We start from the raw sequence: 14,990 nt of genomic DNA, 5'->3' as shown, positions 1-14,990 counted from the left end.
AGGGAGCAACTCCCGCGTGCCCCCTCCGCGGGACGACCCGTGTCCGTTACGCCTCTGAGGAGCTGCCGTCGTGTTCGACACCCTGCTCGTCGCCAACCGCGGAGAGATCGCCTGCCGCATCATCCGCGGCGCCCGGGCGCTCGGCCTGCGGACCGTGGCCGTGTACTCCGACGCCGACCGAGCCGCCCCGCATGTGCGCATGGCGGACACGGCGGTACGGCTGGGCCCGGCGCCCGCGACCGAGAGCTACCTGCGGGCCGACCTCGTAGTGGAGGCCGCCCACCGGACGGGCGCCGGAGCGATCCATCCCGGTTACGGATTCCTTTCCGAGAACGCGGTGTTCGCCGCCGGGGTGGAGGAGGCGGGGCTGGTCTTCGCCGGCCCCACACCTCACCAGCTGGAGGTCTTCGGCGCCAAGCACACCGCCCGCGCCGCGGCCGAGGCGGCCGGGGTGCCGCTGCTGCCCGGCACCGGACTCCTCGCCGGCCTGGACGAAGCGCTGGGAGCCGCTGAGGCGCTCGGATACCCGCTGATACTCAAGGCCACCGGCGGGGGCGGCGGAATCGGTATGCAACCGTGCGCATCCGCGGTCGAGTTGCGTGAGGCGTTTCCCCGGGTGGTCCGGCTGGCCCGCTCAGGATTCGGCGACGGCGGGGTCTTCCTTGAGCGGTTCGTGCCGCGCGCACGCCACGTCGAGGTGCAGGTGTTCGGCGACGGCGCCGGGCGGGTCGTCAGCCTCGGCGACCGGGACTGCAGCCTGCAGCGCCGCAACCAGAAGGTCATGGAGGAGGCGCCCGCGCCCGGCCTGCCGCCCGCACTGCGCGCCCGGCTGAGCCGCAGCGCACGGGACTTGTGCGCCTCGCTCGGCTACCGCTCCGCGGGCACGGTGGAGTTCGTCTACGACGCCGAACGCGAGGAGGCCGCTTTCCTGGAGGTCAACGCCCGCCTCCAGGTGGAGCACCCGGTCACCGAGGAGACCACCGGTGTCGACCTCGTCGGCTGGATGCTGCGCCTGGCGCGCGGGGAGAAGGACCTGCTCGACGGCATCGGACCCGACGGCCCACCCGCACGCGGCCACGCCGTCGAGGCCCGTATCTATGCCGAGGATCCGGCCCACGATCACCGGCCCAGCGCCGGGCTCCTCACCCGGGTCGAACTCCCCGCCGGCGTACGGGTGGACGGCTGGGCGGAGACCGGCCAGGTGGTCTCCACCGCATACGACCCGATGCTCGCCAAGGTGACAGCCACCGGCCGGGACCGCGCGGAGGCGTTCGCCAGGCTGGCGGACGCACTGGGGCGCACCCGGATCGACGGCGTCGAGACCAACCTCGGCCTGCTGCGCGCGGCCTGCCGCGCCGACGACGTCCTCGCCGCCCGGCACACCACCCGCACCCTCGCCGCCATCACCGATCCGAGCCCGCGCATCGACGTCGTGCGCGGCGGCACCATGACCACCGTGCAGGACTGGCCCGGCCGCACCGGCTACTGGGAGGTCGGCGTCCCGCCCAGCGGCCCGATGGACGACCTCTCCTTCCGCCTCGGCAACACCTGCGTCGGCAACCCGGAGGGCGCTCCCGGTCTTGAGTGCACCCTGGAGGGCCCGGCCCTGCGCTTTTCCCGCCCTGCCGTCGTCTGCGTCACCGGTGCTCCCGCCCCCGTCACGGTCGACGGTGCTCCCGCTGCCCAGTGGGAGCCCCTGGCCCTGGCCGCGGGCGCGCTGCTGGAGGTCGGCGCCCCGGAAGGCCCCGGCATGCGGACCTATGTCCTCGTGCGCGCCGGTATCGACGTCCCCGCCCATCTCGGCAGCGCCGCCACCTTCACCCTCGGTGGCTTCGGCGGACACGGCGGCCGCGCCCTGCGCACCGGCGATGTCCTGCACCCGGCCGCGCCCGGCCCCGGGGCACCGGAACCGGCCGCGGTGCCCGCCGCGCGGCGCCCGCACTTCGCCACGCACTGGCGGATCGCGGTCAGCGAAGGCCCGCACCCCGCACCGGACTTCCTCACCCGGCGCGGCATGGACACGATGTACACCGCCGACTGGAAGGTGTCCGCCCAGTCCGCGCGGACCGGTGTACGGCTGATCGGACCCCGGCCCGAATGGGCCCGCCGGGACGGCGGCGAAGCGGGACTGCACCCCTCCAACGTGCACGACACCGCGTACTCCGTCGGCGCCGTCAACCTCACGGGCGACACCCCCGCCATCCTCGGGCCCGACGGCCCGAGCCTGGGCGGCTTCGCCTGCCCCGTCACCGTCGTACGGGGCGAACGCTGGAAGGCCGGCCAGCTCCGCCCCGGCGACACCGTTCGCTTCGTCCCCGTCACCGAAGCCCGGGCGGACGACCTGCGCCTCTCTCCCGCGCTGCTCACCCTGCCCACCGACGGAGCGGACCGTGACGACGGCGTCCTGGCCCGCCGCCCCGCCACCGGCAGTACCCCGGAGGTCGTCTACCGGCGCGGCGCCGATGACAACATCCTCGTCGAGTACGGGCCCATGACTCTCGACCTCGCCCTGCGGATGCGGGTGCACGCCCTGGCGGAACACCTCGCCGCCCACCGGCCGCGCGGCCTGGTCGACATCACCCCCGGCGTGCGCTCCCTGCACCTGCACAGCGACCCCGACGAGCTTCCCCTGCGCACCCTCCTCGGCCTGCTCCAGGAGGCCGAGGAGGCGCTGCCCGCCACGGAGCGGCTGGCCGTGCCCAGCCGGGAGGTCCATCTCCCGCTGTCCTGGGACGACCCCACCGTCGACGAGGCCATCGCCCGCTACGTCACCTCGGTGCGCGACGACGCGCCCTGGAACCCCTCCAACATCGAGTTCATCCGCCGGATCAACGGCCTGGGCAGCGTGGCCGACGTCCGCCGGATCGTGTTCGACGCCCAGTACCTCGTCCTCGGCCTCGGCGACGTCTACCTCGGGGCCCCCGCCGCCACCCCGCTCGATCCGCGCCACCGCCTGGTCACCACCAAGTACAACCCGGCCCGCACCTGGACCGCCGAGGCAGGCGTCGGTATCGGCGGCTCCTACCTCTGCGTCTACGGTATGGAGAGCCCCGGCGGCTACCAGCTCATCGGCCGCACGGTGCCCATCTGGGGCGGCCTGCGCCCGCCCCGTTCCTTCGCCGGCGGCACACCCTGGCTGCTGCGCTTCTTCGACCGGCTCATCTGGCACCCGGTCGGCGCGAACGAACTCCTCGACATCCGCGCCGACCTGGCCTCCGGACGCAGCGAACTCGACATCCGCCCCGGCACGTTCTCCCTGGCCGGGCACGAACGTTTCCTGCGCGAGAACGCCGACAGCATCGCCGCCTTCCGTACCCGGCAGAGCGCCGCCTTCGCCGATGAGCGCACGGCGTGGGAGGAGGCGGGCGAATTCGCCAACGGCCCCGGCACCGCGCCCGTCCCGGCTCGGATGCCCGTGTCCCTGCCGCCCGGGGGCAGCCTCGTCGACGCGCCGCTCAGCTCCAGCGTGTGGAAAATAGCCGCCGCGCCAGGCACGCGGGTACGGGCAGGACAGCCGCTGGTCGTCCTGGAGGCCATGAAGATGGAGGTCGTGGTCCGCGCCCCGGCCGACGGAGCCGTCGCCGATGTCCTCGTCACCCCGGGCCAGCAGATCGAAGCAGGTACTCCGCTCACCGTCATCGTCCGAGAGGAAGCAGCGTGAACCAGGGTCCCCCACCCCTCGCCCCCGGTGCCGGGGGCGACGCCCGGCCCACCGGCCCCGCGCCCACGGCTGAGGAGCGGGTCGCCGCCGCCTACCGGCGCATCGACGAGACCGGCCGGCCGGAGATCTGGATCGCGCTGCGCCCGCGCGAGGATGCCGTGGCCGAGGCGCGCGTCCTCGACGCGCGTGTGGCCGCCGGGGAACTCCTGCCGCTGACCGGGAGGGTCTGCGCCGTCAAGGACAACATCGATGTCGCGGGCCTGCCCACTACGGCCGCCTGCCCCGCGTTCGCCTACCGCCCGGCCGCGTCCGCCACCGCCGTACGAAGGCTGACGGAAGCGGGGGCGATCGTGCTCGGCAAGACGAACATGGACCAGTTCGCCACCGGCCTGGTCGGCACCAGGAGCCCCTACGGACCGGTCCGTAGTGCCGGGCACCCCGAGAAGATCGCTGGGGGCTCCAGTTCCGGATCGGCTGTCGCCGTGGCCCTGGGCATCGCCGACTTCGCGCTGGGCACGGACACCGCGGGCTCGGGCCGCGTCCCGGCGGCGTTCAACAGCATCGTCGGTATCAAGCCCACCCTCGGTCTGGTGCCCAACACGGGCGTCGTCCCCGCCGCCCGGTCCTACGACTCCGTCACCGTCTTCGCCCGGAGCCTCACCGAGGCCCAGCCGGCGCTGACCATCATGACCGGCCCCGACCCGGCCGACCCGCGCAGCCGCACCTGGCCGGACGCGGTCCGGCTGGGGGCGCCTGCCGCACCGCGCGTCGCGCTCCCTCGCGGTGAGGACCTGACACCGCTGTCCCCCCAGGCCCGAGCGGCGTTCCAGGCGGCCGCCGGACAGCTCCGGGCCGAGGGAGCCGACACGGACGTCATCGACGTCGCGCCGCTGCTGGAAGCGGCCCGCCTGCTGTACGACGGCGCCCTGGTCGCCGAACGGTACGCGGCCGTCGGCGAGTTCATCGCCCGCGATCCCGCTGCCGCCGACCCCACGGTCGCCGGTATCATCCTCGCCGCGGCAGCGGTCCCCGCGTACGCACTCGCTGCCGACCAGGAACGTCTGGACCACTTCAAGGCGACCGCCGCCCGCCTGCTCTCCGGCTTCGACGCACTGCTGCTGCCCACTGTGACCGAGCACCCCACCCTCGCCGCCGTCCAGGCCGACCCGGTCGGCGTCAACAGGCGGCTCGGCACCTACACCAACTTCGTCAACCTCCTCGACATGGCGGCCGTCGCCGTCCCGGCCGGCGAGGCCGACGGCAGCCCGTTCGGCGTCAGCGTCATCACCCGTGCCTTCGATGACCGGGTGGGCCTCGACCTCGCCGCTCTGCTCACCGGTGAGCAGAGCCCGGATCCCCTTCCCCGGGAGGGCACCGACCTGGTCGTCCTGGGTGCGCACCGACGCGGCCAGCCCCTCAACGACCAGCTCACCGCGGTCGGTGCCCGCTACCGGGGCGAGGTGACCACCGCCGCCGAATACCGGCTCACAGCGCTGGCCACCGAACCCGCCAGGCCCGGCCTGGTCCGTGTCGGCCCGGAGCACGGCGCAGCGATCGCCGGCGAGTGCTGGACACTGTCACCGGCCGCGCTCGGCCGCTTCCTCGCCGAGCTGCCCGCCCCCATGGCGCTCGGCCGGATCCGACTCGCCGACGGCAGCTGGGTGCTGGGTTTCCAGTGCGACCCCTATGCCGCGGGCAGGGGGGCCGACATCACCCACTACGGGGACTGGCTCAGCTACCTGGCCGCGCACTGAGGCCGTGCCGCCGGCGTCCGTCTCTCCCCGGCCGGACACGATGTTTCACCAACATGGCCTGCTGTGACGGGGCGGAGAGGGGCACCGGTGTGCAAATTATGATCTTTCACGGCCGTTCGCTGCGACGGTATGTCAGTCGCGTGGCGGGACCGGCCAGGACCTGGTGCCGCTCCCGGGGCGCGGGCAAGACTGTGGCTCGCACGTCTGTGCTCCTCTCTCGTCCCAGAAGGCTCCGCGGCGCATGCATACGTCCCTCAGACCCCACGCCTCCGAGGCGCACCTCTCGCGTGCGATGAGGAGGTGCCGCGCGTGCTGCGCTATGTGACACGCAAGGCTGCGGGGTGGCTCCTGATGATCCTGGTGGCAACCAACGCCACCTATTTCCTGTCGAGTTGGTTCCTCGACCCGCGGTCGAACTTCAAGGAGTTGCGGCCCGTACGGAGCGAGGCCCGGATCGACCGGGCTCTCGCGCCGTACAACCTGGACCCGCGGGTGCCGCTGGTGCACCGGTGGTGGGACTGGCTCACCTCGGTGCTCGTGCACTTCGACTGGGGGAGGTCTCCCACCGGTGTCTCCGTCAACGGGGAGATCGGCTACCGGTCGCTCGTCAGCGCGGAACTGGTCGTCATCGCGACCGTCCTCTCCGTGGTGGTCGGCGTCACGCTGGGCGTGTACACCGCGTCACGGCAGTACGGCTGGGCGGACCGGGTGACGCAGGCCGTGTCCATCGCGGTATTCAACGTCCCCACATCGGTCGCCGCCCTCGCGGTCGTCTTCGTCGCCATCTGGCTGAACCAGCACGCCGGTCTGCATTTCCTCTATGTCGCCGGGGCGAACTCGCCGAACGTCACGGGTTTCCTCCCGACGGTCGGCGACCGGCTGCTGCACCTGATACTGCCGACCCTGACCCTGACCCTGATGGGCTACGTCGGCTACCACCTGACACAGCGTTCGCTGCTGCTCGACACGGTCAACGCCGACTTCGTCAGGACCGCCCAGGCCGCCGGGCTCACCCGCACCCAGGCCATCCGCAGGCACGCTCTGCGCACCGCGCTCATCCCGACAGCGACCTCCGTGGCGTTCAGCGTCCCGGCCATCTTCACCGGAGCCATCATCACGGAAACGATCTTCGGCTGGAACGGCATGGGCCAGTACTTCATCCAGACCATCAGCAAGAACGACGTGCACGGCACGGTCGCGACGGCCGCCTTCGCCGCCACCCTGACCGCGGTCGGAGCGATCCTCGCGGACATCGCCACGGTCTTCCTCGACCCGAGAGTGAGGGTGAACTGACGTGGCGGCGGACCTGACGACCGACGCCCCGTCCCGCGCGACAGGGAGCCAGGCGCCGGAAGCGGCCCTTCCCGTCCAGCAGGACGGGCGGAACTCCGGCCTCGCCCGGCTCTATCTGCGGCGCTTCCTGCGTAACCGGCTGGCCGTCGCCGGTGTGGTGATCTTCGTGCTGCTGGTGCTGTTCAGTGTGTTCGGCAGCCTGTTCACTCCCTACACGTACTCCGGCGCGGACTTCGCCGCGCTCACCCAGCCGCCGAGCGCAGCCCACTGGTTCGGTACCAACCAGGGCGGCAACGACATCTACGCCGCTGCCGTACACGGACTCCAGCGGTCCCTGGCGATCGCGGTGAGCGTCTCAGTCCTGACCATCGTGGTGGCCGCTGTCATCGGCTCCAGCGCCGCGTACTTCGGAGGCCGTGCCGAGAAGGTGACGCTCGCCGTCATCCACTTCCTGCTGATCGTCCCCTCGTTCCTCATCCTCGCCCTGGTCTCCAACCGTCTCGCCGGCGACTGGCGCGTCCTCATCGTCGTGCTCACGGTGTTCGGCTGGATGCCCACCGCGCGGGTGATCTGGTCCGTATCGACCTCACTGCGCGAAAGGGACTACGTCACGGCGGCCGAATTCATGGGCGTCAGCGCCCTGCGTATCATCCTGCGCCACGTCATCCCCAACCTCGGCTCGCTCCTGATCGTCAACCTGACGCTGGGCGTCGTCTCGACCGTACTCAGCGAAACCGCCCTGTCATTCCTCGGATTCGGTGTCCAGACCCCGGACGTCTCCCTCGGCACGATGCTCGCGGACGGCGCGACCACCGTCACGAGCGCCCCCTGGCTCTTCGCCTTCCCCGCGGGCCTGGTCGTGCTGCTCACCGTCTCGATGACCTTCGTCGGCGACGGACTGCGTGACGCCCTCGACCCCACGTCCGTGACCGGCGCCGCAGGAGGCCGACGATGACGCCCACAACGATCCTTTCCAGGAACTCACCCCCCGCCGACGCCACCACCCCCGTGCTCTCGGTGCGAGACCTCCGGGTCTCCTTCCCCTCGGAGGCCGGGCCCGTCGACGCGGTGCGCGGCGTCAGCTTCGACCTGCTGCCCGGCAGGACGCTCGCCATCGTCGGTGAGTCCGGGTCGGGCAAGTCGGCCACGGCGATGGGCATCATGGGCCTGCTGCCGCCCTCCGCCGCCCTGCGGGGGCAGGTGCTGCTCGATGGCCGCAACCTGATCGGTCTCGGTGACAAGGCGCTCTCCCAGGTACGGGGCAGCTCCATCGGAATGGTCTTCCAGGACCCGCTCTCCGCACTCACACCCATCTTTCCCGTGGGCAGACTGCTCGCCGACACCGTGCGGATCCACCAGGACCTGACGAAGCGCGCCGCCTGGGAACAGGCCGTCGAACTGCTCGACCTCGTCGGTATCCCCGACCCGCGCAACCGGGCCAGGTCCTTCCCGCACGAGTTCTCCGGCGGCATGCGCCAGCGTGTCGTCATCGCGATGGCCATCGCGAACAAGCCTTCTGTGCTGGTCGCCGACGAGCCCACCACCGCCCTCGACGTCACCGTGCAGGCCCAGATCCTCGACGTCCTGCGGCTCGCGCAGGCAGAGACGGGCGCCGGACTCGTCCTCATCACACACGATCTCGGGGTCGTGGCCGGCCACGCGGACGACGTCGCCGTCATGTACGCGGGCCGGTTCGTGGAGCGGGCAGGCGTCGACGAACTGTTCCGCCGCCCCACCATGCCGTACACCGCGAGGCTGCTCGCAGCCGTGCCCACCGTGGCCGGCGGGGTCCACCGGCCCCTGATCCCGATCGGCGGGGAGCCGCCGACCCTCGTGGACCTCCCGTCCGGCTGTCCCTTTGTGACCCGCTGCGCCGTCGCACTCGAAGCGTGCCACGCCGGCGAACCCGAGCTGCGCGAAGTCGCCGGGCACGGGGACGTGGCCTGCCTGCGGGCCGACGAGATGGCCGACGGATCCCTGGACCCCGCGGGAACCGTCGCAGGCGAGGACCAGGAGAGCCGCCCCGGCCGGGCCGGGACCGGCACGGTGGTGCTCCGGGTCGAGGACCTCGTCAAAACCTTCCCCGTCACCAAGGGCGCCGTGCTCAAGCGCCGGGTGGGAACGCTGCACGCGGTCAACCGGGTCAGCTTCGAGCTGCGCGCCGGTCAGACGCTCGGCCTGGTGGGCGAGTCGGGGAGCGGGAAGACCACGACGCTGCTGGAGATCCTCCGGCTCAGGCAGCCCGAGGGCGGACGGATCGAGATCGCCGGCACCGATATCGGGGCGGGCGTATCCGCCGCGCGCGTCAAGGAGCTGCGGCAGGACGTACAGATCGTCATGCAGGACCCGCTGGGGTCCCTGGACCCGCGGCTGCCCGTCCACCAGCTGCTCGCCGAACCGCTGCAGGCCATAGGACGGGATCGCGAGTCCATCCGCTCCCGCATCAGGGAACTGCTGGCACTGGTCGGTCTGGACGCCTCGCTCAGCGACCGCTTCCCGGCGGCTCTCTCCGGCGGTCAGCGCCAGCGGGTCGGCATCGCCCGCGCTCTGGCGACCGAGCCGAAACTCCTCGTACTCGACGAGCCGCTCTCGGCCCTGGACGTATCGGTGCAGGCCGGGGTCATCAATCTGCTGGCGCGACTCAAGCGCGAACTCGCGCTCGCCTACCTCGTGGTCGCCCACGACCTGGCCGTGGTCCGGTACATCACCGACCGTGTCGCGGTGATGTACCTGGGGCGCATCGTCGAGACGGGGGACACCGAGACCATCTTCTCCGATCCGAGGCACCCGTACACCCGCGCGCTGCTCTCGGCGATTCCGGTGCCCGATCCACGACAGGAACGCAGCCGCGAACGCGTCGTGCTGGGGGGCGAGCAGCCGAGCGCGGCCCGCGCCCCCGCGGGCTGCGTCTTCGTCGACCGCTGCCCGCTCCACCGCCTCGTCGACGAGGCGGTGCGTGAGCGCTGTCGCACGGAACGCCCCGCGATGGCCCAGGTGGCCGGACGCCCCGGCCACCAGCACGCCTGTCACGCCGTCTGAGACCGGCCCGCCCACGAGAGCACTGCTCCCGGCCCCTGACGCACCGACCCGGCCCGCCGCCGGGCACCTCCTTGGCCGCTTCACCGAACCAGAAGGAAACCCTTTCGCCATGCGCGCACGATCTGTCCTGCCCGTCGCTCTCATCGCCGCCGTCTCCGTCGCCGCCACCGCGTGCCAGTCCTCCCCGGGGAAGAACGCGGCCGGCCCGGACGGGAAGGACGTCCCCAAGGCCGCGTCGGCTGCCGTCGACTACAACCCGCAGCCGTACGACAACATCAGGGACGGTGGCACGTACACCACCGTCGGCACCTTCGACGACCAGGGCAATCCGTTCAACGTCAACGCCACGCTGACCGCGTCACGGATCTGGTCCTGGTACAACGCCGACGCGATCACGTACTCACCCACCGGCGAGGTGCGGTACAACCCCGACTACTACAGCGATGTGAAGGTCGAGGTCGTGGGCGGCGACCAGAGGGTGACCCTGACGATCAACCCGAAAGCGGCCTTCAACGACGGCACACCGATCGACTGGAGAGCGATTCAGGCGACCTGGAAGGCGAACAACGGCGCGAACAAGGCCTTCGACACCTCGACCACCGACGGCTACAACCAGATCACGTCGGTCGAGCAGGGGAAGAACGCGAGACAGGCGGTCATCAAATTCAAGGGTGTGAACGCTTCGTGGTCGACGCTGTTCACCACCTTCCTGCACCCCAGGGCCGCCACCGTCGGCAACTTCAACAAGGCGTACGTCAAGAAAGCCCACCCGGAGTGGGGCACCGGCCCGTACACGGTCGCCAAGTGGGACACGCACTCGGGCGACATCACCTTCGTGAGGAACCCGAAGTGGTGGGGCAAGAAGGGCAAGCTCGACAAGCGGGTCTACGTCAACCTGGAGTCGACCGCGGCCATCAACGCCTTCAAGAACGGCCAGATCGACTACACCTCCGCCGTCGACGCTGAGAGCCTCAAGCAGATCAAGGGACTCAAGGGAACGGAGATCCGCAGCGGAGGCAGCCCCTTCGAATACTCGCTCTACTTCAACACGAAGTCCCCGGTCCTCGCGGACAAGGACGTCCGCAAGGCCCTTGAGGAGAGTATCGACCGCTCGCAGATAGCGAAGATCCAGTTCCAGGGGCTCGACTACCGGGAGCCGCTGCCCGGGTCCGCGGTGCTCTACAGCTTCCAGAAGGGCTACCGGGACAATGTCGCGGAGGTTCTGAAGTACGCGCCGGACGAGGCCGGGAAGACGCTCGACGCGGCGGGCTGGAAGCTCGGGAAGGACGGCATCCGCGTCAAGAGCGGCAAGCGGCTCGAAGTCGGTTACACGCTCCTCGGCGACGATCCGCTGAGCAAGGCCACCGCCGGCGCCTTCGCCGCCATGCTGAAGCCCGTGGGCGTCGAGCTCGACATCCGGAAGGCCGCCGAAGCGGACTTCTCCAAGATCCTCAGTGATCGCAAGTTCGACCTGTTCCTCTCCGGCAACCGTTCCATGGATCCCTTCGGCGCCCGCTACCTGTGCGACTTCTACTGCTCGGACCGCGACTCCAACCTCACCGGGGCCGGCTCACCGGGTCTGGACAAGGAGATCCGTGCCACCACCCGGATCGCCGGTCTCGGCCGGCAGGCCGCGGCGGTCAACAAGGCCGAGCAGAAGGCCCTCCAGCAGTACGCCTTCCTGCCGTTGTACAGCGGCCCCTCGACCTACGGCGTGAAGAAGGGCCTCGCCAACGTCGGCGCCACCATCTTCTACAACCCGCTCCCGGAGACCGTCGGCTGGCAGAAGTAGGCCGGGTGTCTCAACCTCGCCCTGCGGAGGAGGCGGAGCCGTTCCGGGGCGTACGGACACGGGGGCGCCATTCGCGCTGGGCGGCGTTGCCGAGGGAGTTGCCGAGGACACTGCCGACCCCGATGGCGGCGGTGGCGACGAAGGCGATCAGGGCGTACGAACCCGCTCCCGAGACGTGCAACGCGGCCTGGAGCAGGCTGCGGTAGACGTCCGGTCCCGGAAGCAGGGCCCCGGCGACACCGGGCACCACCAGGGAGCGGGCCGGGAGGCGCAGGCTGGGGGAGACCGCACCGGCAGCCGCGCCGAGGACCACCGCCCCCGTGAGAGTGGCGATCGGGGTCGGCTGGTCCAGGTACTGCTGGGTCCCGTTGTTGACGAATCCGGCGAGCACCCCGCCGGCGACCGCCCAGGGCAGCAGGCGGGGCGGCCCGCCCATGAAGACGGCGTTGCCGAGGGAACCGATGGCCGAGGTCAGCAGGGTGGCGGCGAGCGGAAGGGAGCGGAAGGCGGTGTCCCGGGCCTGTAGGTCGCTGTGCCGCAGCAGGAAGCCGACCAGGACGACGCCGGCGACCATTGCCGCGAAGAAGAGCCCCACGCTGATGATCCGGCCGCTCGCCATGGAGCGGAAGCCGGAGATCGCGTCCTCCACCATGCTGACCAAGGACAGGATGGGCAGCAGGATGACCACGTTGGCGGCGGCGACGCTGGCCGCCTCGCCGCCCGTCAGCACCCTGGCGTCGGCGAGCAGCAGGGCGGAGCCGATCGCGCAGGCGGTCTGCAGCGCTGTGACGTAGAAGGACTGGAAGCCGCTCTTGCCGAGGGCCCAGCTGACGCGGTTGCTGATGACGAAGACGAGCGGGGAGAAGAGCGCGGCCTTGAGGGTGCCGGAGGCGAGCACGCAGAGCATGGCGGCGAGCAGTGCGCCGCCCAGCACGGAGGACCACCAGGGCCAGACACCCTTGCGGGAGATGATCTGGTTCAGCGCGCGCTCGGCGGCCGTGGGGGACATGTCCGCACGCAGGATGTACCGGGTGAGGCTGTGCAACTGGTCGAGCTGGTCGAGGTCCCGGCTGTCCTCCGAGCCTGTCACCGTCAGCATCATCAGCGGGGTGACGCCCTCAGGGGCGTACTGGGCCTGGACCGTCCGGGAGGTGATGTCGACGCTGACGTTGTCCATCCGCCAGCGTGCCGTGATCGCGATGACGGCCGCTTCGATGGCCTGGGTCTCCGCGCCGGCAAGGAAGAGTTCCCGGGCGTGGCGGAGCACGAAGCGCAGGCAGGCGCCGGCGGTCCGTTCGTCCACCTGCTCAGGGACGGGGAAGGGGAAGCTCTCGAACTCGGTGCCGTAGAGCCGGTCGAGCGCCGTGGACTCGTCCCGCCGGCGGCGTTCCTGACGCTCCCGCCGGGCACGACGTCTGCCGAGGAAGGGCTTCCGTGACATGGCGGCACGGCCTTTCCGGGGTGCAGGGATGGGTAAATGAGGACAAAAGGTGAGTGTAGTCACTGAGGTCCGCTCTCTGGCCGGGAGTCGTGTCGCAGCGCTTTCGAGCAGCGGCCGGAGTGGCTCTCGGCCGGAGAGGCGGGCTCCGAGGCGTGGTGACCCCGGGCGGACACGCCGCCGGCTCTGCGCACCGGAGCGTCTCGCCCCGGTACTTATGCTCGGATCCATGGCTATTCAGCGCATGGACAACGTCGGCATCGTCGTCGACGACCTGGACGCGGCTGTCGCGTTCTTCACCGAACTCGGCATGGAGCTGGAGGGTACGGGGCAAGTCGAAGGCGTCTGGGTGGACCGCACCGTCGGACTCGACGGCGTCCGGAGCGACATCGCGATGATGCGGACCCCGGACGGCCACAGCAAACTGGAGCTGACCAAGTACCACGCCCCCGCCAGGACCGGTGGCGAGCCGGTGAGCCCCCCACCCAACACGCTGGGACTGCATCGCGTCATGTTCGCCGTCGACGACATCGATGACACCGTCGCCCGCCTCCGCGGCCATGGCGCTGAACTTCTCGGCGAGGTGGCGCAGTACGAGAGCAGCTTCCGGCTCTGCTACCTCCGCGGACCCGCGGGTATCATCGTCGCCCTTGCCGAGCCGGCCGGCTGACGCGGGACGGTCGTGCGGGCGACGGGTACACCCCGTCGCCCGCACTGCGCCCGCCTGGCGGGCCGGCGGTTCCTGCCGTGGCGACAGGGTCCTCCGGCCCGTTCCTGTCCTCGATGGGGTCGAGGGCAGGCGGGATCACGCGCCGGTCTCGCCCCCGGGGCGTTCCACGCCGATCACCTTGCGGTACACGCGGGCGCCGTCGCCGTAGTCGTCCACGGCGTAGTGCCAGGTCGCCTGGTTGTCCCACAGCACGAAGTCACCGGGGTTCCAGCCGAAGCGGATGGTGTAGTCGGGCGAGGAGGCGTGCCTGAGCAGGTGGTCGAGCAGCACCTTGCCCTCTTCCCGGGTGACTCCGGTGAGCCCGAGAGCCGAGGTGCTGATGAAGAGTCCCTTCCTTCCGCCGGCAGGGTGTCTGAGGACGACCGGATGCTCGACGGTCTCGGTGACGGCGGCCCGCTTGCTTCCCTGGGCGTAGTTCTGGGGGTTGGCGTCGTAGACGGCGCTCACCGATTCGAGCAGTACCTTGAACGGCTCCGACAGATCGTCGTACGCCGCTTGGAGATCGGCCCACAGGGTGTGTCCCCCGAGCTCGGGCACCTCCGCGTAGGAGAGTGACTCGATGGCGAAGGCGGGACTGCGCCACAACCCACCGATGTGCCAGGTGCTGGCCTTGCCGGTGTGCCGCACGTTGTAGGGGTAGGCGAGTGGGTGGGCGGTGTCTTTCACGGCGGTGGGGTGGTCGAACGGCTCGGCGAAAATGCGCACGGCTTCGACGTGCTGATCGGGAGTGAGGTTCTGGTCCCGGAACACCAGTACCTTGTGCTCCCTGAGCGCTCGGCGCAGTTGGTCCGTCGTGTCGGGGTCGACCGCGTTCGTGAGGTCGACACCGATCACCTCGGCGCCGAACCTCGGCCCGACCCGGCGTATCTCATGGCTGCTGACAGTGGTCATGCCCATCTCTCCCTGTTCTGGCACCTGTTGACGTGCGGGGCGATGTCAGGCGTGGCGACAGAGGGAGGCGCACACACGCGCCAGATCCACGTGCAGTCTGCGGTACAGCGCGGGGATGGTCACCCGGCCATGCTAGGCAGGCGGTTTCCCCTTCGGCCAGGGAGTGGTCGTTTCACTCGTATGAACAAGCGGTGTGTGCGGGTGGAGACCGCCGGCGGTCCGCCGGGGCTGGTGATGGTCGCCGCCCCTGGTCCGGCGGCGGAGCGGTGGTGTCCTCAGGTGGACCGCCGTACACGAGTCGGTGGGGCCGCCCCGCACGATCGACGGGATTCCCGGCCGTGCGCGGCGGGTTCTGCTCGTCGGTCGAGCTCAGCATCACCGTGGGGTGGCTC

9 protein-coding genes are annotated in these 14,990 nt (G+C 70.8%); 7 read left to right on the top strand and 2 right to left on the bottom strand.

The genetic code is table 11. The features are described from left to right. Positions 1-70 precede the first annotated feature (70 nt). The 6 genes from uca to OG917_RS01315 all read left to right on the top strand — a co-directional run bounded on the left by uca (position 71) and on the right by OG917_RS01315 (position 11,539). Complete coding sequence (gene uca / locus OG917_RS01340) at positions 71-3,661, top strand: urea carboxylase (protein ID WP_328315619.1); 3,591 nt, start codon at positions 71-73, stop codon at positions 3,659-3,661. Further along, positions 3,658-5,415, top strand: a complete 1,758-nt coding sequence (atzF, locus tag OG917_RS01335; protein WP_328315618.1) for an allophanate hydrolase — start codon at positions 3,658-3,660, stop codon at positions 5,413-5,415. The genes uca and atzF overlap by 4 nt, the downstream gene beginning before the upstream one ends. 309 nt (positions 5,416-5,724) lie before the next feature. Continuing rightward, entirely contained in the window at positions 5,725-6,708 is a 984-nt protein-coding gene (locus tag OG917_RS01330; protein WP_328321588.1) for an ABC transporter permease, read from the top strand. Positions 6,709-6,823: 115 nt separating this feature from the next. Next, positions 6,824-7,663: an ABC transporter permease gene (locus OG917_RS01325; RefSeq protein WP_328321586.1), complete on the top strand. Its 840-nt coding sequence runs from the start codon at positions 6,824-6,826 to the stop codon at positions 7,661-7,663. Further along, a complete protein-coding gene (locus OG917_RS01320) occupies positions 7,660-9,747 on the top strand; it encodes an ABC transporter ATP-binding protein (protein ID WP_328315617.1) in 2,088 nt (695 codons plus the stop codon). The genes OG917_RS01325 and OG917_RS01320 overlap by 4 nt, the downstream gene beginning before the upstream one ends. Before the next feature lie 109 nt (positions 9,748-9,856). Beyond that, entirely contained in the window at positions 9,857-11,539 is a 1,683-nt protein-coding gene (locus tag OG917_RS01315) for an ABC transporter family substrate-binding protein (RefSeq protein WP_328315616.1), read from the top strand. Positions 11,540-11,549: 10 nt separating this feature from the next. Here the strand turns inward: OG917_RS01315 and OG917_RS01310 are convergent, their stop codons facing one another. After that, positions 11,550-12,980, bottom strand: coding sequence for a threonine/serine ThrE exporter family protein (locus tag OG917_RS01310; protein WP_328315615.1), 1,431 nt, complete (start codon positions 12,978-12,980; stop codon positions 11,550-11,552). 226 nt (positions 12,981-13,206) lie between these two features. Between OG917_RS01310 and OG917_RS01305 the strand changes: the two genes are divergently transcribed. Next, entirely contained in the window at positions 13,207-13,647 is a 441-nt protein-coding gene (locus OG917_RS01305; protein WP_328315614.1) for a VOC family protein, read from the top strand. Between the two features lie 135 nt (positions 13,648-13,782). Here OG917_RS01305 and OG917_RS01300 read toward each other — a convergent pair whose 3' ends face one another. After that, positions 13,783-14,598: a TauD/TfdA dioxygenase family protein gene (locus OG917_RS01300; protein ID WP_328315613.1), complete on the bottom strand. Its 816-nt coding sequence runs from the start codon at positions 14,596-14,598 to the stop codon at positions 13,783-13,785. Positions 14,599-14,990: the final 392 nt, after the last annotated feature.

Source organism: Streptomyces sp. NBC_00388, assembly GCF_036061255.1.
GTDB lineage: Bacteria > Actinomycetota > Actinomycetes > Streptomycetales > Streptomycetaceae > Streptomyces.
This window is presented reverse-complemented; position numbering and strand designations above follow the sequence as displayed.

Coding starts and splice junctions, on each gene's coding strand:
- OG917_RS01320 (WP_328315617.1), top strand. CDS start 7,660: ATGACGCCCACAACGATCCTTTCCAGGAACTCACCCCCCGCCGACGCC.
- OG917_RS01300 (WP_328315613.1), bottom strand. CDS start 14,598: ATGACCACTGTCAGCAGCCATGAGATACGCCGGGTCGGGCCGAGGTTC.
- OG917_RS01315 (WP_328315616.1), top strand. CDS start 9,857: ATGCGCGCACGATCTGTCCTGCCCGTCGCTCTCATCGCCGCCGTCTCC.
- OG917_RS01310 (WP_328315615.1), bottom strand. CDS start 12,980: ATGTCACGGAAGCCCTTCCTCGGCAGACGTCGTGCCCGGCGGGAGCGT.
- OG917_RS01305 (WP_328315614.1), top strand. CDS start 13,207: ATGGCTATTCAGCGCATGGACAACGTCGGCATCGTCGTCGACGACCTG.